Raw genomic sequence first — 19,614 nt, 5'->3', positions numbered from 1 at the left:
TGTCAAACACAACACAGATTTTCCCTTATTTTCCAGTCATAATCCTGAATTCTCTGGCCGTTTTCGCACCGCAATGTAAATCAAGTCACAGAGAGATCGCCATCGAGTGACGAAAGCGCGGCGGTTTCGCGAAACGTAATTTGTGAAGCGGAGCAGACAATGACCGATTTTTACAACCTCGTCCCTTCGGCCGCCGAAGGCCGGTTCGACGGTATCGAGCGGCCCTATTCGCCGGAGGATGTGAAGCGGCTGCGCGGCTCCGTGCAGATCAAATACAGCTTGGCCGAAATGGGCGCGAACCGCCTATGGAAGCTCATCCATGAAGAAGACTTCGTCAACGCGCTCGGCGCATTGTCCGGCAATCAAGCCATGCAGATGGTCCGCGCCGGACTGAAGGCGATCTATCTGTCCGGCTGGCAGGTCGCGGCCGACGCCAACACAGCTTCCGCCATGTATCCCGACCAGTCGCTCTATCCCGCAAACGCCGCACCGGAACTCGCCAAGCGCATCAATCGCACGCTGCAGCGCGCCGACCAGATCGAGACCTCCGAAGGCAAAGGTCTTTCGGTCGACACCTGGTTCGCACCAATCGTCGCCGACGCGGAAGCGGGCTTCGGCGGACCGTTGAATGCCTTCGAGATCATGAAAGCCTTCATCGAAGCCGGCGTCGCGGGCGTTCACTTCGAGGACCAGTTGGCATCGGAAAAGAAGTGCGGCCATCTCGGCGGCAAGGTCTTGATCCCGACTGCGGCGCATATCCGCAATCTGAACGCCGCGCGGCTTGCCGCCGACGTCATGGGTGTGCCGACATTGATCGTCGCCCGCACCGACGCCGAGGCTGCCAAGCTTTTGACGTCCGACATCGACGAGCGCGACCAGCCCTTCGTCGACAAGGATGCTGGACGCACGGTGGAAGGCTTCTACCAGGTGAAGAACGGCATCGAGCCCTGCATCGCCCGTGCCATCGCCTATGCACCGCATTGCGACCTGATCTGGATGGAGACCGGCAAGCCAGACCTCGACCAGGCCAGGAAGTTCGCAGAGGCCGTGCAGAAGGCGCATCCAGGCAAGATGCTGGCCTATAACTGCTCGCCATCGTTCAACTGGAAGAAGAACCTTGACGACGCGACGATCGCCAAGTTCCAGCGTGAGCTGGGCGCGATGGGCTACAAGTTCCAGTTCATCACGCTGGCTGGCTTCCACCAGCTCAACTACGGCATGTTCGAACTGGCCCGCGGCTACAAGGACCGCCAGATGGCAGCCTATTCGGAGCTACAGGAGGCGGAATTCGCAGCCGAGGCCAACGGCTACACCGCAACCAAGCATCAGCGCGAAGTCGGCACCGGCTACTTTGATGCCGTCTCGATGGCGATCACCGGCGGCAAGTCGTCGACCACCGCCATGCACGACTCGACCGAGCACGAGCAGTTCCGCCCGGCCGCAGAGTAAGCCGGCCTGCATATTATCCCCGGCGCTCAGGCGCCGGGGTGGCAACAGAGGAACCGCCCCAGAAGGCGAAGGAACATTCGAGGAGAAGAACGATGGCACCGCGTACCCGTGTCAAGGAAAGAGCCGAGGAACAGGCCACCACCATGAGCGCCGACCAGCAGGCAGTGATCCGTATCGTCGCAAACGACCTGCATCGCCTCAACCAGTCGGTTATGAAAGCGGTCGAGGCCGGCGTCTCGGTCGAGCTGGTCCGCTCCGCCCGTCACCACGGCGGAGACGGCAACTGGGGTGATCTTCTGATCCCGGTGATCGTCACCCAGCAAAGCCACGGCTGAGGAAAGTCGAGACTTACCAATTCTGAAACAAAAACCCGCCCCGTGGATCCGCACGGGGCGGGTTTTTGTTTGTGCATGCTTTTATTTGACAATGAGGTACAACTTTAGTTGAACAGATACCACTAATATTATTGTGATCCAGAACGAGCCCGGCTAGTAACCCCAACTCTTGACACTGGCGACGCCCTCAACCCATTGTCGCACTGGGTACAACCTAGCATTGCGCGGCAATAGATGGCGCGATCGGATTTTTGAGCATGGCTGGGAACGACATGACGATTGCTGACGACTCCGCTGTGGCGCGCGATGGACCAAAGCTGGACTTCAGCAAGGTGCTGGTGGTCAGCCGATCTCCGATCAACCGCATCGTCGTTTGCAGAATCATCGAGCAAAGCGGACTTAAAGCCATAGCGGAATCGCCGGAGAATGCTCCCTCCGCCCTGACAGACGTCATTCCGGGCGCGGTCATCCTGGATGGCGGACCTGAAAACAGTGATTGCGACGCTGTGCTTTCAGGCGTTGCCGCGCTCCGAGGGAGAGTCGGACGATTGGCACCCTGTGTCGTCTTTCTTTCCAACCGCACGGGCACGCCCGAGAGCCTTGCGCTGCCGGGCGGTGTGGACTTCGTCGTGGCCAAGCCAATCACACCGGACCGGCTGCAGCAGATCATCGAAAAGCTGAAGAGCAGTGCGAAGCGCCCGCCCCTGCGATAGAGCATCTCCGGCGAAAACGGAACCGACCCCAATACTCCGTCGGTTTGTCACGCAATTCCGACTCCAAACCGCGGTCTTGCTAGAACGGCGCTAGGACCTTCTGTCGCCGATGTCGGAAAGCAGTCCGGGCAATTCGCCAAGATGGCTTATTTCGCGGAACCGCGGCGCAGCTTTCGGCGCTTCCACATGTTCGATCACCCAGGTCAGTTCGTGCGGCACGAAAACACCCCAACTGCCTGCCTCGATTGCGGGGACGACATCCGACTTCAGCGAATTGCCGACCATCATCGCTTGCGCGGCGCCATCGCCATGACGCGCAAAGATACGCTCATAGGTCGGGCGCGACTTGTCGGACACGATCTCGACAGCCTGGAAGAAATCGCCGAGGCCGGATTGAGCAAGCTTGCGCTCCTGGTCGAACAGGTCGCCCTTGGTGATCAGCACAAGACGGTAGCGCCCGGCCAGCGCTTCCAGCGTGTCATGCACATGCGGCAGCGTCTCGATCGGATGGCTCAGCATCTCGCGCCCGGCCACCAGGATCTTGCCGATGACTTCGCTCGGCACCTTGCCGCCGGTGACGTCGATGGCGGTCTCGATCATCGACAAAGTAAAACCCTTGATGCCGAAACCATAGGCGCCGAGATTGCGTCTCTCGGCTTCCAGCAGCCGCTCCAGCAGATGCTCCCTTTCGGCATGCTCGGCAAGCAACTCGGCGAAATGGCGTTCCGTCAGCCGGAAGAACTGCTCGTTCTGCCAGAGTGTATCGTCGGCATCGAAACCAATGGTGGTAAGGGTGTCGGGCTGCGTGGTCATGACCAGCATCTAAGTCGAAAAACAGCCCAAAACCAGCCATTTAGAACGCGTGTGCCAGCAGAACCGGCATGATCCCCCCTTTTCTTCCGTCTGGGGCCACGGCTATACTCGGTAATCTGCAACCACAATCTGGTGATTGATGCCGCCTGCCAAGAAGGAAGTCCGTCCGTCGAGCCGGGGGACACGAACCCGCGCGCCTGCCTTTCTGAAAAATCTCAGGGGAGTGAAGAGCTTCAAGGAGGCGAGCGCCTGGCTGGAATGGCGCGGCATCGAAGACATCGAGTGCATCACGCCGGATCAGGCCGGAGTCGCTCGCGGCAAGATGATGCCGTCGTCCAAATTCACCTCCAACACCTCGCTGGCGCTGCCTTCGGCACCCTTCATGATGACGATTTCCGGCCAGTATCCGGAAGACGGCAATGGTTTCGAATATCCGGAAGACGACGGCGACCTGAAGCTCGTGCCCGATCTTTCGACGCTGACCGCCGTGCCATGGGAAGAAGACCCGACCGCCTCCGTCATCTGCGATCTTGTCCACCAGGATGGCCGCGCTGTCGAGTTCACGCCGCGCAACGTGCTGAAGCGCGTGGTGGCCGCCTACGACCGGCATGGGCTGAGACCCGTCGTCGCTCCCGAAATCGAATTCTATCTGGTACGCAAGAACCCGGACCCCGACTATCCGCTGACCCCGCCGGTCGGCCGCTCGGGCCGGCCGATCGCCGGCGGCTCAGGTTATTCAATCGCCGGCGTCAACGAATATGACGAACTGATCGACGACATCTATCACTTCTCCGAGGCGCAGGGCCTCGAGATCGATACGCTGATCCACGAAGAAGGCGCGGGCCAGCTCGAGATCAATCTGCGCCATGGCGACCCGATCGAACTGGCCGACCAGGTGTTCCTGTTCAAGCGTACCTTGCGCGAAGCAGCGCTGAAGCACGACGTCTATGCCACCTTCATGGCCAAGCCTATCCAGGGCCAGCCGGGCTCGGCCATGCACATCCACCAGTCGATCGTCGACAAGAAGACCGGCAGGAACATCTTCTCGGCGGAAGACGGCACCGAGACGGAAGCCTTTTTCCATTTTATCGGCGGCATGCAGAAGCATGTGCCGAATGCGCTGGTGATGTTCGCGCCTTATGTGAACTCCTACCGCCGCCTCACGCAGGCAGCGTCCGCCCCAGTCAACAACAAATGGGGCTACGACAACCGCACCACCGCCTTCCGCGTGCCGCGTTCCGACCCCAATGCGCGCCGCGTGGAAAACCGCATTCCGTCGTCGGACGCCAACCCCTATCTGGCGCTCGCGGCCTCGCTGGCCTGCGGCCTGATCGGCATCAACAACAAGGTGCCGGCCGAACCGCCGGTGCTGACCACGGCCAATGAGGACGAGATCGACCTGCCGCGCGGCCTGCTCGAAGCCGTCGATCTGTTCGAAGGCGACGAGGAACTGGCCGCCATGCTCGGCCGCACCTTCGCCGCCACCTATGCGGCGATCAAACGCGCGGAATTCGAGACCTTCATGGAAGTGATCAGCCCGTGGGAGAGGGAATATCTGTTGCTAAATGTCTAGGGGAGTAAGGCAGTAGGGGAATAGGGCAATGGCGCGAGTGGGGGAACGAACGTGCCAAACGAAATTCGGTCATACCGGGATCTCTTGATCTGGCAGCAAGCGATGGACCTGGCCGTCTCGTCGTATGAGACGACGAGGGATTGGCCGAAAGAAGAACTCTACGGTTTGACCAGCCAGGTGCGGCGGGCTGCAGTGTCCGTCGCCGCCAACATCGCAGAAGGTTACGGGCGCGAGAACCGGGGCTCGTACCTGCAATTTCTGCGTATTGCACAAGGCTCGCTGAAGGAATTGGAAACGCATCTTTTAATCTCGCAACGCGTTGGGCTCGCAACACAATCTTCGATCGACCCGTTGCTTGAAGGAAGTGAAAGCATCGGAAAGCTTTTGCGGTTGCTGATGCGGAAACTATCCGAGGATTAGCTGGCATTTGCCTTACTGCCCTAATCCCTTATTGCCCTATTCCCGAAAGCCCTCATGCCCTACCAATCCCCCATCTCTCCCGGTCGCTCCTGGTACGAAGACAGCGCCGGGCCGCGGCCTGAATATCCGGCACTCGACGGCGATCGGCAGGCCGACGTCGTCATCATCGGCGGCGGCTTCACCGGTCTTTCGGCGGCCGCGCACCTGGCCAAGGCCGGCACCAACGTCGTGCTGCTGGAAAGCCATCGCTTTGGCGATGGCGCCTCCGGCCGCAATGGCGGGCAATTGGGCACGGGCCAGCGCGCCTGGGCGGAAGAATTGGAAAGCGAGTACGGCTTCACGCGCGCCAAGGCGCTGTTCGACCTGGCCGAAGAGGCCAAGGCGCATCTGATCGACTTCTCCGCCGCCAACGGCATCGAGATCGACTACATGCCCGGGCAGCTATCGGTGGCACATAAGCCGCGCTACGTCGACGACTACAAGGCGCATGCCGAAATCATGGCGACGCGCTTCGACTATCCGCACATCCAATTCATGGACGCCAGGGAGACAGCAGAACGGCTGGGCTCGACGCTTTATCATGGCGGCAGCCGCGACAGCGGCACCGGCCATATCCATCCGTTGAAGCTGGTGATCGGCACCGCGCGCGTGGCCGCGGCTGCCGGTGCGCATATCTTCGAAAAGAGCCCTGCCACCGGCATCTCGGCGCAGGGCGGCAAGGTGAAGGTGACGACGGCACGCGGCGCGATCACTGCCGACAAATGCCTGCTCGCCGCCAACGCCTATGGCGGCAATCTCGAGCCTGTTAGCGCGGCACACATCATGCCAATCGGCTCCTTCATCGGCGCGACCGTGCCGCTGGGTGACGAACTGAAAGTATTGCCGGGCGGCGAGTCCGTCGACGATTCCCGTTTCGTGGTGCGCTATTTCCGCAAGTCCAAGGACAACCGGCTGTTGTTTGGCGGGCGCGAGGTCTATGCGGTCAACGATCCCAAGGACATCCATATCCACATCCGCAAGCAGATCACCGAGATCTACCCGGCGCTGAAGGATGTCGAGATCACCCATGGCTGGGGCGGCTATGTCGGCATCACCGTGCCGCGCAAGCCATTCGTGCGCGAGGTCATGCCGAACGTCATCTCCGTCGGCGGCTATTCCGGACACGGCGTCATGCTGTCGAACTTCTTCGGCAAGCTTTATGCCGAAACCGTATCCGGCAATCGCGATCGGCTCAGACTGATCGAGGACTTGAAGATTCCACCCTTCCCCGGCGGACGTCGCTTCCGTGCGCCGCTGCTGTTTCTGGCGCTCAACTGGTTCGCGCTGCGCGACCGGATCTAGAGCAATCCTGGAAAAGCGTAAGAAGCTAGGCGTTTCCGCTCAAAACGGAAACGCTCTGGCGGCAGGGTTCACGGTTGCGCCAGAGGCAGCTGCAGCCGGATATGCGTGCCCCTCCAGTCGCCATCGAGGATCTCGATGGTACCGCCATGCAGGCGCGCGATCTCGCGGGCGATATTCAGGCCCAATCCCGCTCCGGTCGGGCGCGGGCGCAGTCGGTAGAACGGGTCGAACACGCGTTCGCGCTCGCCCGATGGAATGCCCGGTCCTTCGTCATGGATCTCCAGCCCGCCCTTGCCATCGACCAGAACGGTGATGGTGCCTGCGCCGCCGCCATGTTCGATGGCATTGCGCAAAAGATTGGCCACCGCGCGCTCGATCTGCTGTGGCCGGATGCTGACGGGCACCTTGCCTTCGGCCGGTTCGAACGACAATTCGTAGCCGGCCTCCAGCGCCAGCGGCGCGAAATCGGCGGCGAGCGTGCGGGCCAGATCAACTAGGTCGACCACCTCGCGCGAGCCGGCTGAATGGTCGAGCACCTGACGGTCCAGCAATTGCTGCGCCAGATGCGACAGGCGCTCGATATCCTTCAGCAACCGCTGGCTTTCCGGATCCTCCCGAAGCAATTCGGCGCGGGTGCGCAATATGGCAATAGGCGTGCGCAGTTCATGCGCCGCATCCGTAAGAAAGCGGTTACGCTTTTCATACCCTTCGCCAAGCCGGGCAAGCGCACGGTTGAACGCATGAACCAAAGGAGCAACCTCCTGCGGCACGCGTTCGGTCGGCAGTTGCACGGCGCGGTTGTCGATGTCGATGGCACCGGCTTCCTCAGCGGTGGCAACGAGGCCCGCGAGTGAACGGCGCACGACCGCCGGCGTCGTTACCAGCGTGGTGAAACCCATGACGATGACGATCGGCAACAGCATCACGACGGTGAGGATAACCAGGATCGGCCCGATGCGCAGCCAGTTGATGGTGCCATCGGGGTTGCGGGCGAGTTCGATCTGAAGGTCAATGTTGACTTCGACGCCATCGTTCTCGGCGCGCGAAGACAGGGTGGAGGCCAGCACGCCGACGCGGCCGGCCGGGGTATCCAGATTGGCAAAGGAAGCCGCCGGCCGCAGGTCGTTCTGCGCAAACGTCAAGGCGGCGCGATCGACGCTGTTGAGCAAGCCGTCGCCGCTACCGCCGGCATAAACCTCAGGCACGTTGCCCTGCCGCAATTCCTGGCCGTTCTGGTCACGCACCACGAACCAGAGATACGGAAAGCTCTCGCGGAACTCCTTGAGATCTTCGGTTTCCCTCAGCACGAGTTGTCCGTTTCCGTCGCGGCTCAACGCCTCGCCGACGATGACAGCAGCCTCTTCATTGTCGACCAGGAGGCGAGGCTGGGCGATGAAAAGCACCAAAGTGAGCAGACCGAGGAAAACGAGCAGCATCGCTGCCTGCAGCAGGATCAGCCTGCGCACCAGCACCCATTGCAGCGAACGCGGACGCGGTTCCTTCATGTCACGGCGCGCAGCAGGTAGCCGAGATTGCGGATCGCCCGGATCTCGACACCGGCATCGACCTCATCGAGCTTGCGCCGCAAGCGTGAGAGGTGAGAATCCAAGGCATTGGAACCGATCTCGTCATCCATGGCGTAGACCGATTCCTCCAGCGTCGAGCGCAGCACCGCACGACCGGGACGACGGATCAGGGCCTCCAGCGCCAATTGCTCGCGGCGCAGCAATTCCAGCGGCCGTTCGTCCACCATCGCCTCGCGATGATGAAAATCGTAGGTAAGGCGGCCGACAACAATGCGTTCTGAACGCAACGTCGCCGGCCGGCGCTGCAAGGCGCGCAGCCGTGCCATCAGCTCCTCGACCGCGAAGGGTTTGGCCAGGTAGTCGTCCGCGCCGCCATCGAGGCCGGCGACACGATCGCCTAGCCCGCCAAGCGCCGTCAGCATGAGGATAGGCGCGTCGACGCGGCTGGCCCTCAGCTTCGGGATCAGGTCGAGACCTTCGCCGTCCGGTAAACGGCGATCGAGAACAAGCGCGTCGTACGGGCCAAAAGCTGCCGCTGCTTCCGCATCGGCGATGGTCGAGACATGATCGACGATGACATGCCGGCGCTCCAGCGCCGTTTTCAGCACGGAAGCCATTTCCGGCTCGTCTTCGAGCAGCAGAATGCGCATTTATCCCTCTCACCCGTCCTGCCGGCCCGACAGGTACAAACTCTACTCGCACTCGAGCTTCGGCTTGCGGAAGCTGGTCACATACCAGCCCTTGCCCCAGCGGCGCGCGTAAAATGTGTAGAAGCATTCCTGCTCCTCGACATAACCCGGCGTCACCGTTTCTTCGTAGCGCGTGCCGCGCCTGGTGTCCTTGATCTCGCCGCTGGTCGAACCCGCTACGACATTGGTCGAAACCTTGCGCCACTGATAGGCGCGCTCGTCGCGGCCGAGTTCAAGCACGGTCGAGGGCGGACCGTAATCGATGATGACTTCTTCGACCGATCGCCCGACATAGTTCTTCATGATGTCGGAAGCGCAGCCGGCGAGAAAGCTCGCAACGGCAAGAACCGCAGCGATGCATGCAACTTGAACGGGGTTCGTGGGCATGATGAGTCCTGTTTGGTATCCCGGCCCGGCTGCTGCTAGCCTTGTTACATTACATGGACATTGCGCCGAAGGGCCCGCTGCGACCGGGCGCGAGACCCTGCCACTGATTCGGCCAGACACCACCCAAAGGTAAGATCTAACTTACGAACATCGTGCAAAAGAGCCTCCAAACGGGCTCTCATCACGAAAAATGCATATAAGTTTGAGCGGAACGGTTGTCGTTTAAGCTTGAAAGGCGCATAGATGCCACAATCGTCTGCCAGATGATCCAGGCTGGGCATTGCGAATTGGAGCTTCGCATCGCCTGGAGGGATTTCGGGACCGACGCTGATCACGGCGCTGCCCTTGATCGAAGAACGTCGGCCGTGTTCAGGGGTAACCAGAACCTCAGATGCTCAAGTTGGTTCAGTTCTGTTTCGCTGACCGCGGGACTGTCGACACCGCAGGCTACGCAGCCCAAAGCGCCCAACGGAGGCCGTCTTGAAACGGCCGCTCGGTTTCGGAGCTTCCAAGCCGCACCGCATTTCGATGCAGTTCGGCTACAACACAAAGCCGTCCTTCTGGCAGAAAGTCGGAGCCCATTCTCATCTGGTGATCGCGGCTGTCGGCACCATCGCACTGCTCAGCGTGGCCGGAACGGCGCTTTGGCTGGCGCTGCCTTCGGGCGAACGACAAGCCTTCGCCAAACATCCCGTCGCCTCGGAGGCCGCCGCTTCCGAGCAGAGCGCTGAACCTGCGCAGGTCACCGAGAAAAAGCCGGCACCCGATGCCGCAGCAACGGTCGTCGCGGCGAAGGGCCCGCAAGTCAAGCCGGCCGCCACGCAAACGGCGGCCAGCGACGAGCTTTCCAAGACCGATCCGCGCTGGACCAACCCGGACGGCACGCCAAAGCCGCAGACGGCTGCCGCAATCCAGGAAGCGGCCAAGGCCGTTGTGGTCGCCAGGCCCGGCGGCACCGAAGACGACCAGACGACCGAACAAGCCTATGCGGAACCAGAAAACGGAAGCTCGCCGGCGGACGCCGCAATCGTCGATCCGCCGGTACCGCAAGCAAAGCCAGCACAGGCGAAGCCTGAGGCGACTGCCGGCATCCCGGCCGCGGAAGAACCCGAACAGGATGCAGCACCCGCAAAGGCAAACGGCAATGGAACGATCCTGCGCTCGGTGACGATGCGCTCAGGCCCGAAGAAGGGCGCCGGCGTCATCACCACCGTGCCAGCCAAGGCGAGCGTCGACGTCCTCTCTTGCGGCAAGCACAGATGGTGCGAGATCGTCTACCAGAACAAGCGCGGCTGGATCTATCAGGGTTTCCTGAACCGCGGATAAGCGCCTGCCTTCTCTCCGAGGGAGAAGGGCATCTTCAAATGCATCTTCCCCCGTCAACCTCCAGCGCAACGCCGGTGATGAACTCGGCTTCGTCGGAGGCAAGCCACAGCGCTGCATTGGCGATATCGAGCGGTGTCGAGAGGCGCCCGAGCGGGATGGAAGCGCGGAACTTCGCGCGAAGTTCAGGCGTGTCCTCGCCCATGAACTGGGCCAGCATTCCGGTTTCCCCGGCAACCGGGCAGAGACAGTTGACGCGGATGTTCTTCGGCGCCAGTTCCACCGCCATCGACTTGGTGGCGGTGATCGCCCACCCCTTGGAGGCGTTGTACCAGGTCAGCCCCGGACGCGGCCGCAAGCCGGCAGTCGAGGCCGTGGTCAGGATGACACCGCCACCCTGCCGCTCCATGATCGGCACCACCGCAACCGTGGCGTGATAGATCGCCTTCATGTTGACGGCAGTGATCAGGTCGAAAGTGGCTTCGTCCACCGCAAGCATGTCGCCATTGCGATGCGTGTAGCCGGCATTGTTGACCATGATATCGATGCGGCCGAAGGTGTTCTTGGCGGCATAGACCATCTCGTCGACTTCCGAGCGGCTGGAGACATCGCTGGCGACGGCGATCGCCTCGGCACCGATCTCGGCAGCGACACGCTCGGCGCCCTTGCCGTTCAAATCGGCCACCACAACCTTGGCCCCTTCCTCGGCAAAGCGCCTGGCCATGCCTTCGCCAAATCCGGAAGCAGCGCCGGTGATGATGGCAACCTTGTCCTTCAAACGCATCTTTTGTCCTTATGCAGAAATTCCCGTCAGCGGGAGATGGCTGCCCCCGCAACACCGAGCGTTTCCGGCTTTTGCCGGAAACGCTCTAAGTCCTTGCTTTCGCAATTCCTGACGCAAAACCGCTATACACTTTTGCTGAAATTGCTCTAAGCGCAGAAAGCGCTTCACCCGTGGTTGAACACGACCGTCTTTGTCGCCGACATGTCGTACAGCGCCTCGAAGCCCTTTTCACGGCCATGGCCGGAGCGCTTGAAACCGCCGAAAGGCAGCTCGATGCCGCCACCGGCCCCGTAACCGTTGACGAACACCTGACCTGAACGAACACGCTTGGCCAGACGATGCTGGCGCGCGCCGTCCTTGGTCCAGATGCCGGCGACAAGGCCGAATTCGGTGCCGTTGGCGAGCTTGACCGCTTCCTCCTCGCTGTCGAAAGCAAAGAGGGTTAGCACCGGGCCGAACACCTCCTCCTGTGCAATGGTGGAGGCAGGGTCGACCGAGCCGAACAGCGCCGGCGCGAAATAATAGCCGCTCGCCGGTGCATCCTTGTCGATCGAACCGCGTGCCAGCAGCGGAATTCCGGCCTTCTCGGCATCCGCCACCATGCCCGCGACACGCGCCTGCTGGCGCGGATTGATCAGCGCGCCAAGATCGCGATCGGCATCGTGCGGACCGGCGATCAGCTCCGAGAACCGCTCGGCCAATGCCTTGGCGACCTCTTCATAGACCGGTCGCTCGACCAGCACGCGGCTGCCCGCAGAGCAGGTTTGGCCACCGTTTTGGATGATGGCGTTGACCAGAACCGGCACTGCCTTTTCCAAGTCGGCATCGGCGAAGACCAGTTGCGGCGACTTGCCGCCGAGCTCCATGGTGACACCGCGGTTGTGCATTGCCGCCGCCTGCTGGATGGCGGTGCCGGTGGCAGGCGAGCCGGTGAAGGTGACATAGTCGACATCCGGATGACCGGACAGAAGTGCACCCGCCTCGCGGCCATAGCCTGTGATGACGTTGAAGACACCCTCTGGGATTCCTGCCTCCAGTGCCAGTTCCGCCATGCGGATGGCGGTCAGCGAGGCGTCCTCGGCCGGCTTCACCACCAGCGTGTTGCCCATGGCAAGCGCCGCACCGGCCACACGCGCAAGGATCTGAAGCGGATAATTCCACGGAATGATGCCAGCGACCACGCCATGCGGCTCGCGCAGGGTCAGCGCGGTGTAACCATCCAGGAAAGGAATGGTGGCGCCATGGATCTTGTCGGCAGCGCCGCCATAGAATTCGTAATAACGCATGGTGGCGGTGACATCGGCCTTGCCCTGGCGTGCAGGCTTGCCTGTGTCACGCGATTCCAATGCCGCCAATTCGGCACTGTGCTTTTCCACCAGTTGGAAGAGCCGAGTCAGGCAGCGGCCGCGATCCACCGCGGACATCCTGGCCCACGGGCCATCCTCGAAAGCGCTGCGAGCACTGGCCACCGCCAGGTCGACATCAGCTTGACCGGAAGCAGGGATGGAGGCGAAGACCTGCCCATCCGAGGGAGAGGCGACATCGATGCGGAGGCCGGAAACGGCATCAAGCGCCTTGCCGCCGATGATCTGGCGAAAGCTGCGGCCTTCCGCAACCGTGCTCGAAAGATGTCGGTCCATGCTGAATCTCCTGTGGCCTTCCGGCGAATGCGCCCTATCTCGGCAGGGCGTGATAGTGGCGGCACTATCGCGTAACGAACAGCGCCCGTGCTGGACCAGTGTCAAACACGATGCTGTGACACCATAGCACTGGTAAAATTAAATCGATTAGATTATATCGGCATCCGTCGCATTGCGGCAGTGTTGTTAGCGCATCACGACCAACGCCCACGACCGGCGAAGGTTGCGCGAGATCGGACGAAGCATGACCAGCCAGATCATTCCCGTCGACCCGTTCGACTTCATCATTTTCGGCGGCACCGGCGATTTGTCGGAACGCAAGCTATTGCCGGCACTCTATTATCGCCAGCGCGATCATCAGTTTTCCGAGCCGACCCGGATCATCGGAACATCGCGCACCAAGATGACCGACGACGACTTCCGGGCCTTCGCCAAGAAGGCGATCGAGAGCCATGTCGCGGCGGCCGATATCGACGCCAAGGAGCTCGAGATCTTTCTCGCCCGTCTCTCCTATGTGCCGGCCGACGCCACCAACGGCACCGGTTTCGACGCGCTGAAGAAGGCGATCGGCGATTCGAAGGCAATCCGCGCCTTCTACATGGCGGTTTCGCCGTCGCTGTTCGGCTCTATCTCGGATCAGCTCAAGCAGCACAAGCTGATCACGCCAACCTCGCGCATTGTCGTGGAAAAGCCGATCGGACGCGACCTTGCTTCGGCCAAGGCGCTGAACGACCTTGTCGGCGACGATTTCGACGAAAGCCAGATCTTCCGCATCGACCACTATCTCGGCAAGGAGACGGTGCAGAACCTGATGGCGCTGCGCTTCGCCAATGCGCTCTACGAGCCGTTGTGGAACTCGGCCCATATCGACCACGTGCAAATCACCGTGGCCGAGACCGTCGGCCTGGAAGACCGCGTCACCTATTACGACAAAGCCGGCGCGCTGCGCGATATGGTGCAGAACCATATGCTGCAGCTGCTCTGTCTCGTCGCCATGGAAGTACCCTCCTCGATGGATGCGGACGCCGTACGCGACGAGAAGCTGAAAGTGCTGCGCGCATTGAAGCGCATCAACGGCACCGAGGCGCCGAAGCAGACCGTTCGCGGACAGTATCGCGCCGGCGCTTCCGCGGGCGGCCCCGTCAAGGGTTATGTCGAGGAACTCGGCGCCGAGAGCAACACCGAGACCTTCGTCGCCATCAAGGCCGAGATCGCCAACTGGCGCTGGGCCGGCGTGCCGTTCTACCTGCGCACCGGCAAGCGGCTGGCGTCACGCGTTTCCGAGATCGTCATCGAATTCAAGCCGATCCCGCATTCGATCTTCAACGGCGACAATGCCGGGCCGATATTCGCCAACCAGTTGGTCATCCGCCTGCAGCCGAACGAAGGCGTCAAGCAATATATCATGATCAAGGATCCTGGCCCGGGCGGCATGCGCCTGCGCCAGATCTCGCTCGACATGAGCTTCGCGCAGCAGTTCAGGGGCCGCGCCCCGGATGCCTATGAACGGCTGATCATGGATGTGATCCGCGGCAACCAGACGTTGTTCATGCGCCGCGACGAGGTCGAGGCGGCATGGAAGTGGATCGACCCGATCCAGAACGCCTGGGAAAATGCCCGCCAGGACGCGCAGGGCTATACAGCCGGCACCTGGGGTCCATCCGCCTCGATCGCGCTGATCGAGCGGGATGGCCGCACCTGGCACGAAAGCAACTAAGATGGCTGGTAATTATCGCCGCAACGACTTCGCAGACCGGGAAAGCCTGGCCGCGGCGCTCGCCGAGACGGTTGCCAGCAGGCTGTCGGCCGAGATCCAGGCCACGCAGGCGGCAAGCCTTGCGGTATCCGGCGGCTCGACGCCGGCCCGTTTCTTCGAGGTTCTGTCGAACACCGACATCGCCTGGGACAGCGTCAACCTGACGCTGATCGACGAGCGCTATGTGCCCGACACCTCGCCGCGTTCCAATGCCGGGCTGGTGAAAGCCAAACTCACCCGGAACAAGGCAGCCAACGCCCGCTTCCTGCCGCTCTACCATAGCGGCGAACTCGATGCGGACCTGAAGGACGCTGAGCATTTCCTGACGTCCTTCTTCAACCCGCCGGACGTCGCGATCCTTGGCATGGGCAATGACGGCCACACCGCCTCCTTCTTCCCGGATGCGAAGGAACTGGAGCACCTGCTCGACCCGGCATCGCGCGACGAGATCGCCGCTGTCCATGCCGATAGCGCCGGTGAGCTGCGGCTGACGCTGACGCTTTCGCTGATCCGCCGGGCGCATTTCATCGCCCTGCATATCGAAGGCGCGGAGAAGCTGGCGACGCTCGAAAAGGCGCTGGCGCCGGGATCGACGTGGCCGATCCGCCGCGTCATCGACGCAGCAACAAGCCCGGTCGAGATCTTCTGGGCCCCCTGATTGTGAATGGCGAAGGCCGGACGGCCTGGCGTGCCGTCGCCTTCGCGAAAGGACGATAGCCATGACAGCCAGATCCGATATCGAAGCCATCACCAGCCGCATCCGCGAGCGCTCCCGCGCCAGCCGCGAAACCTATCTCGGCCGCATCGAGGCGGCATCGAGCCGCGTCGCCAATCGCGGCGTGCTGTCCTGCGGCAACCTCGCCCATGGCTTTGCCGTCTGCAGCCCGTCGGAGAAGGTCGCGCTGGGGGGCGATCGCGTGCCGAACCTCGGCATCATCACCTCCTACAACGACATGCTGTCGGCGCATCAGCCGTTCGAGACCTATCCGCAACTCATCAAGCAGGCGGCGACGGAAGCCGGCGGTATCGCCCAGGTCGCAGGCGGCGTGCCGGCCATGTGCGACGGCGTGACCCAGGGCCAGCCCGGCATGGAACTGTCGCTGTTCTCACGTGACGTGATCGCCATGGCGGCCGCCATCGGGCTTTCGCACAACATGTTCGACGCGGCCGTCTATCTCGGCGTCTGCGACAAGATCGTGCCAGGCCTGGTCATTGCGGCGCTCACCTTCGGCCATCTGCCGGCCGTGTTCATTCCAGCAGGCCCAATGACTTCCGGCATTCCGAATGACGAGAAGGCACGCGTGCGCCAGCTCTATGCCGAAGGCAAATGCGGCCGCGCCGAATTGCTGGAGGCCGAGTCCAAATCCTATCACGGTCCCGGCACCTGCACCTTCTACGGCACAGCCAATTCCAACCAGATGCTGATGGAGATCATGGGGCTGCACACGCCGGGCGCTTCCTTCGTCAATCCCGGCACGCCACTGCGCGACGCGCTGACCCGCGAAGCCACCAAGCGGGCGCTGAGCCTGACGGCCATGGGCAATGCCTACACCCCTGTCGGCCGCATGATCGACGAGCGCTCCTTCGTCAACGGTATCGTCGGCCTGCATGCCACCGGCGGCTCCACCAACCACACCATCCACCTGATCGCGATGGCGGCGGCTGCCGGCATCAAGCTGACCTGGCAGGATATTTCGGATCTTTCCGAAGCCGTGCCGCTGCTTGCCCGCGTCTATCCGAACGGGCTTTCCGATGTGAACCATTTCCACGCTGCCGGCGGCCTCGGTTTCATGATCCGCGAACTGCTCGATGCCGGCCTGCTGCATGAGGACGTGCAGACGGTTTGGGGCGAAGGCCTGCGCCCCTACACAGTCGAAGCGAAGCTCGGCAGCGACGGCTCGGTCGTGCGCGAGGCCGCGCCCGCTACCAGCGGTGACGAAAAGGTTCTGGTGCCGGTGAAACAAGCCTTCCAGGCCACCGGCGGCCTCAAGGTGCTTGCGGGCAATCTCGGCCACGCCATCATCAAGACCTCCGCCGTGAAGCCGGAGCGTCGCGTCATCGAGGCGCCCGCAAAAGTGTTCCACAGCCAGCAGGGGCTAAACGACGCCTTCAAGGCCGGCGAGCTCACCGGCGACTTCGTCGCCGTCATCCGTTTCCAGGGCCCGAAGGCCAATGGCATGCCGGAACTGCACAAGCTGACCACGGTGCTCGGCATCCTGCAGGATCGCGGCCAGCGCGTGGCGCTGGTCACCGACGGGCGCATGTCCGGCGCTTCGGGTAAAGTGCCGGCGGCGATCCATGTCACCCCCGAAGCACTGGAGGACGGCCCGATCGCCCGCGTGCATGACGGCGACATCGTCAGGCTCGACGGCGAGGCAGGCACGCTGGAAGTGTTGGTTCCGGCCAACGAATTCGCGGTGCGGCCATCGGCTTCGGCCGATTTGTCGGAACACGAATTCGGGCTCGGCCGCGAGCTCTTCGCCGGCTTCCGTCAGATGGCTGGCCGCGCCGACCATGGCGCCAGCGCGTTCGGGTGAACTAAGCATGCGAAGCGCCTGATCCCTTGTGAGAGAGATAAGGGCGCTGGCGCTCTACGGCACCGACACCTCGGCCCGCTCGCCGGCTTTAACCGTCACCGGGATTTCGGTCTTGACGTTGTCGTCGCCGCGGATCGCCACCACGACATAGTCGCCGGCCGGCAAGGTCGACTGGTGAGTCTCGCCATAGGAGTTGCCGAACGCCTGTCGCTTGCCTTCGATGTCCTTCTTGGCGCCGTAGATTTCGATCTCCTTGGCGCCCTTCGCATCGACAGACAGTACGCCCGCATTGAGCACAACATTGACGTCGGTCTTTTCGCCGACCTTCACGGTGAAGGGGCTTTCGGCGGATGCCTCGTCCATCTTGGTCATGACGACATAGTTGCCGGGCGGCAGGTCGAACTTCTGATCCGGTCCATAGGAAGTGGATACGTCCTCGCGCTGGCCGTCCAGGTTCTTCTCGGCCTTGAAGACACGCACCACGAGGCCACCGGAATCCACCTTCTTGCCTTCCACATAGAAGGCGTTGGTCACCACTTTGCCGACGCCGACGGCGATGTCCTTCTCGATCGTCTCGCCGGCTTTCAGCGTGACTTTCTCGGTCGCGGTGCCTTCGCCGACTTCGACGGTGATTTCCTGTTCGCCGGCCGGGAACACAGCCTGCATCTGGCCGTAATAGGTGGCCGTGCCCTCGCCCGGATATTTGACCTGGATAGCGGCGCCGTCGGCGATCTCCGAGCCTTCGCTGGCATGGGCACGCACGATCAGCGTTCCTGCATCCAGCACATAATGCGGCGCCGCAACCTTGTCGGCCTCGGTCGAGACCACCTGATCGCGCTCGACATGCCCGACTTTGGCAACGAGGATGTATTTGCCCGGCTCGGCATTGCCTTTCCACGCGCCATATTCGGTCGAAACATAGTCGCCGCGGCTGCCGTCGGCATTCGCCTTATAGAGCACCCAGGACTGGCCGATATCGGTGGTGATGTCCGGGCTGCCTTCCGCCAGTGTCAGTGTGGGCATCAGGTTGAATTCCACCTTTGCCGGTTCCGGCGCCGGGGCAGGCTTGGGCTCGGCTGCGGGCTTCTCCACGACGGTCTGCTTGAGCGCTTCTTCGAGACCTGCCGCGTCGGTCGCCTGGATGTATTTGCCTCCGGTGTTCTCGGCCAGGCACGCAACCTGCCTGCCCTCGTCTGCCGTCAGACCGAAACCGACGACATGAGCGGTGAAGTCGACACCCGCCGCCTTCAGTTCTTTGCCCAGCGCGCAGGGGTCTGCATTGCAGGTCTCCAGCCCGTCGGTAATCAGGATGACGGTCGCCTTTTCCTCAGTGTATTTCAGTGCCTCGGCCGCCTGGCGAACGGCAGCTGTCAGGGGTGTCTTGCCGAGGAATTTCAAGGAGTCCGCGGCAGCGGTGATGGCATCGGCCGTGCCGGCGGCCGGCGGGACGACCAATTCGATGTCCTCGCAACTGCCCTTCTGACGATGACCGTAGGCCATCAGGCCGAGTTCCCTGTCGGCAGGCAGAGACTGCAAGACCGTGCGCAGTGACTGACGTGCGATCTCCAGCTTCGGCTTGCCGTCGATCTGCCCCCACATCGAGCCGGAAGCATCGAGGACGACGATGGTGCGGTCGGCCGCCAGCGCGGGCGCGCTGAACAGCAATGCCGTCACGACAGCCGCCATCCATCTGGCAAAAATCGGCATGATATCTCCCTCGCGAGCCTGGCCCGATCCGACGAAGCGGCGAAGATAGCGGTTCGGCGAGCGGAAGGGAATCCGCATAACCCGTGAAATCGGAGCCTGGAGACCAGCCTAGCCTTCTTCTGTGCGCACGCGATGCAGGGCCTCGGCGTAGGCTGACAGACCGGCCACGACGATGCGCCGCTCTTCATCGGACAGATGCAGGAAGGCTGCCGCGACCTGGCCGTGGCCGAAACGATTGATCGCCTTGAGCGTCGCTTCTCCCCGCGCCGTCAACTTCAGCAGCTTCGAGCGCGCGTCGTTCGGGCTGACACGCTCTTCGACTTCTCCTGCATCGATCAATTTGCGCAGCATCCGGCTCACGCTCGATTTCTCGAGATTGAGAATCTCCCCCAGCTCACCCGCGGTCAGCCTTTCGTTGGAACCGATCTCGATGATCGCATGGACAGCTGACGGCGGCAGGTCGGTGCCCGCCACGGTTGGCCTCATGAAGCCAAGTTCGCGCACGATCCTGCGCGATGCATCTCGGACTTTCTGAATCTCGAACGTTTCGCTTTCACTCACCACAATATATCCTTGCGCGCCATTGGTTGTATGATACAACTTTATCCTCTAAATCCAACC

The 19,614-nt window shown here is 62.1% G+C and carries 18 protein-coding genes; 10 read left to right on the top strand and 8 right to left on the bottom strand.

The genetic code is table 11. From position 1 onward, the window contains the following. Positions 1-159: 159 nt before the first annotated feature. From aceA to L4923_RS17135, 3 genes are all read left to right on the top strand, one after another. Positions 160-1,449, top strand: a complete 1,290-nt coding sequence (gene aceA / locus L4923_RS17145; RefSeq protein WP_239367223.1) for an isocitrate lyase — start codon at positions 160-162, stop codon at positions 1,447-1,449. Between the two features lie 92 nt (positions 1,450-1,541). Further along, on the top strand, positions 1,542-1,784 hold the full coding sequence (locus L4923_RS17140; RefSeq protein ID WP_024926069.1) for an SMc00767 family acetate metabolism repressor: 243 nt from the start codon (positions 1,542-1,544) through the stop codon (positions 1,782-1,784). A 257-nt stretch (positions 1,785-2,041) separates the two neighbouring features. Then, a complete protein-coding gene (locus L4923_RS17135; protein ID WP_239367221.1) occupies positions 2,042-2,497 on the top strand; it encodes an ANTAR domain-containing protein in 456 nt (151 codons plus the stop codon). A gap of 90 nt (positions 2,498-2,587) precedes the next feature. Here the strand turns inward: L4923_RS17135 and L4923_RS17130 are convergent, their stop codons facing one another. Further along, complete coding sequence (locus tag L4923_RS17130) at positions 2,588-3,310, bottom strand: HAD family hydrolase (protein ID WP_239367219.1); 723 nt, start codon at positions 3,308-3,310, stop codon at positions 2,588-2,590. A 139-nt stretch (positions 3,311-3,449) separates the two neighbouring features. Between L4923_RS17130 and L4923_RS17125 the strand changes: the two genes are divergently transcribed. The 3 genes from L4923_RS17125 to L4923_RS17115 are packed head-to-tail and all read left to right on the top strand — an operon-like array spanning position 3,450 to position 6,644. Next, positions 3,450-4,883 (top strand): glutamine synthetase family protein, encoded by a 1,434-nt coding sequence (locus tag L4923_RS17125; RefSeq protein ID WP_239367218.1) that lies wholly within the window; start codon positions 3,450-3,452, stop codon positions 4,881-4,883. 51 nt (positions 4,884-4,934) lie between these two features. Then, positions 4,935-5,303: a four helix bundle protein gene (locus tag L4923_RS17120; RefSeq protein ID WP_343303492.1), complete on the top strand. Its 369-nt coding sequence runs from the start codon at positions 4,935-4,937 to the stop codon at positions 5,301-5,303. Positions 5,304-5,357: 54 nt separating this feature from the next. Continuing rightward, complete coding sequence (locus L4923_RS17115; protein WP_239367216.1) at positions 5,358-6,644, top strand: NAD(P)/FAD-dependent oxidoreductase; 1,287 nt, start codon at positions 5,358-5,360, stop codon at positions 6,642-6,644. Between the two features lie 68 nt (positions 6,645-6,712). Here the strand turns inward: L4923_RS17115 and L4923_RS17110 are convergent, their stop codons facing one another. From L4923_RS17110 to L4923_RS17100, 3 genes are read right to left on the bottom strand one after another with little or no spacing between them, the layout of a single operon-like run. Further along, on the bottom strand, positions 6,713-8,149 hold the full coding sequence (locus L4923_RS17110) for a sensor histidine kinase (RefSeq protein WP_239367215.1): 1,437 nt from the start codon (positions 8,147-8,149) through the stop codon (positions 6,713-6,715). Then, entirely contained in the window at positions 8,146-8,820 is a 675-nt protein-coding gene (locus tag L4923_RS17105) for a response regulator (protein ID WP_239367214.1), read from the bottom strand. Before L4923_RS17105 ends, L4923_RS17110 begins: the two co-directional genes overlap by 4 nt. A gap of 42 nt (positions 8,821-8,862) precedes the next feature. Further along, a complete protein-coding gene (locus tag L4923_RS17100) occupies positions 8,863-9,246 on the bottom strand; it encodes a hypothetical protein (RefSeq protein ID WP_239367213.1) in 384 nt (127 codons plus the stop codon). 480 nt (positions 9,247-9,726) lie between these two features. Here L4923_RS17100 and L4923_RS17095 point away from each other — a divergent pair, with 480 nt between their 5' ends. Continuing rightward, positions 9,727-10,572: an SH3 domain-containing protein gene (locus L4923_RS17095; RefSeq protein ID WP_239367212.1), complete on the top strand. Its 846-nt coding sequence runs from the start codon at positions 9,727-9,729 to the stop codon at positions 10,570-10,572. 34 nt (positions 10,573-10,606) lie between these two features. Here L4923_RS17095 and L4923_RS17090 read toward each other — a convergent pair whose 3' ends face one another. Beyond that, on the bottom strand, positions 10,607-11,353 hold the full coding sequence (locus tag L4923_RS17090; protein ID WP_239367211.1) for an SDR family oxidoreductase: 747 nt from the start codon (positions 11,351-11,353) through the stop codon (positions 10,607-10,609). Between the two features lie 164 nt (positions 11,354-11,517). After that, entirely contained in the window at positions 11,518-12,993 is a 1,476-nt protein-coding gene (locus tag L4923_RS17085) for an aldehyde dehydrogenase family protein (protein ID WP_239367209.1), read from the bottom strand. 244 nt (positions 12,994-13,237) lie between these two features. Here L4923_RS17085 and zwf point away from each other — a divergent pair, with 244 nt between their 5' ends. The 3 genes from zwf (at position 13,238) to edd (ending at position 17,286) form a co-directional block, all read left to right on the top strand. Next, on the top strand, positions 13,238-14,710 hold the full coding sequence (zwf, locus tag L4923_RS17080; RefSeq protein WP_239367207.1) for a glucose-6-phosphate dehydrogenase: 1,473 nt from the start codon (positions 13,238-13,240) through the stop codon (positions 14,708-14,710). 1 nt (position 14,711) lies between these two features. Next, positions 14,712-15,407, top strand: a complete 696-nt coding sequence (gene pgl, locus L4923_RS17075; RefSeq protein WP_239367205.1) for a 6-phosphogluconolactonase — start codon at positions 14,712-14,714, stop codon at positions 15,405-15,407. Between the two features lie 61 nt (positions 15,408-15,468). Further along, on the top strand, positions 15,469-17,286 hold the full coding sequence (gene edd / locus L4923_RS17070) for a phosphogluconate dehydratase (protein ID WP_239367203.1): 1,818 nt from the start codon (positions 15,469-15,471) through the stop codon (positions 17,284-17,286). A gap of 54 nt (positions 17,287-17,340) precedes the next feature. Here the strand turns inward: edd and L4923_RS17065 are convergent, their stop codons facing one another. Together L4923_RS17065 and L4923_RS17060 are read right to left on the bottom strand one after the other, a co-directional pair. Then, complete coding sequence (locus tag L4923_RS17065) at positions 17,341-18,993, bottom strand: vWA domain-containing protein (protein ID WP_239367200.1); 1,653 nt, start codon at positions 18,991-18,993, stop codon at positions 17,341-17,343. Between the two features lie 108 nt (positions 18,994-19,101). Continuing rightward, on the bottom strand, positions 19,102-19,554 hold the full coding sequence (locus L4923_RS17060; protein ID WP_239367197.1) for a MarR family winged helix-turn-helix transcriptional regulator: 453 nt from the start codon (positions 19,552-19,554) through the stop codon (positions 19,102-19,104). Between the last annotated feature and the right edge of the window lie 60 nt (positions 19,555-19,614).

The sequence above is a fragment of the Terribium retamae genome, from assembly GCF_022347545.1.
GTDB lineage: Bacteria > Pseudomonadota > Alphaproteobacteria > Rhizobiales > Rhizobiaceae > Mesorhizobium > Mesorhizobium retamae.
Note: the sequence above shows the minus strand (reverse complement) of the source record. Positions and strands in the feature narration are given on the sequence as shown.

Excerpts from the sequence above, each read along its gene's own strand:
- aceA (WP_239367223.1), top strand. The coding sequence starts at position 160 with ATGACCGATTTTTACAACCTCGTCCCTTCGGCCGCCGAAGGCCGGTTC.
- L4923_RS17140 (WP_024926069.1), top strand. The coding sequence starts at position 1,542 with ATGGCACCGCGTACCCGTGTCAAGGAAAGAGCCGAGGAACAGGCCACC.
- L4923_RS17135 (WP_239367221.1), top strand. The coding sequence starts at position 2,042 with ATGGCTGGGAACGACATGACGATTGCTGACGACTCCGCTGTGGCGCGC.
- L4923_RS17130 (WP_239367219.1), bottom strand. The coding sequence starts at position 3,310 with ATGACCACGCAGCCCGACACCCTTACCACCATTGGTTTCGATGCCGAC.
- L4923_RS17125 (WP_239367218.1), top strand. The coding sequence starts at position 3,450 with ATGCCGCCTGCCAAGAAGGAAGTCCGTCCGTCGAGCCGGGGGACACGA.
- L4923_RS17115 (WP_239367216.1), top strand. The coding sequence starts at position 5,358 with ATGCCCTACCAATCCCCCATCTCTCCCGGTCGCTCCTGGTACGAAGAC.
- L4923_RS17110 (WP_239367215.1), bottom strand. The coding sequence starts at position 8,149 with ATGAAGGAACCGCGTCCGCGTTCGCTGCAATGGGTGCTGGTGCGCAGG.
- L4923_RS17105 (WP_239367214.1), bottom strand. The coding sequence starts at position 8,820 with ATGCGCATTCTGCTGCTCGAAGACGAGCCGGAAATGGCTTCCGTGCTG.
- L4923_RS17100 (WP_239367213.1), bottom strand. The coding sequence starts at position 9,246 with ATGCCCACGAACCCCGTTCAAGTTGCATGCATCGCTGCGGTTCTTGCC.
- L4923_RS17090 (WP_239367211.1), bottom strand. The coding sequence starts at position 11,353 with ATGCGTTTGAAGGACAAGGTTGCCATCATCACCGGCGCTGCTTCCGGA.
- L4923_RS17085 (WP_239367209.1), bottom strand. The coding sequence starts at position 12,993 with ATGGACCGACATCTTTCGAGCACGGTTGCGGAAGGCCGCAGCTTTCGC.
- zwf (WP_239367207.1), top strand. The coding sequence starts at position 13,238 with ATGACCAGCCAGATCATTCCCGTCGACCCGTTCGACTTCATCATTTTC.
- pgl (WP_239367205.1), top strand. The coding sequence starts at position 14,712 with ATGGCTGGTAATTATCGCCGCAACGACTTCGCAGACCGGGAAAGCCTG.
- edd (WP_239367203.1), top strand. The coding sequence starts at position 15,469 with ATGACAGCCAGATCCGATATCGAAGCCATCACCAGCCGCATCCGCGAG.
- L4923_RS17065 (WP_239367200.1), bottom strand. The coding sequence starts at position 18,993 with ATGCCGATTTTTGCCAGATGGATGGCGGCTGTCGTGACGGCATTGCTG.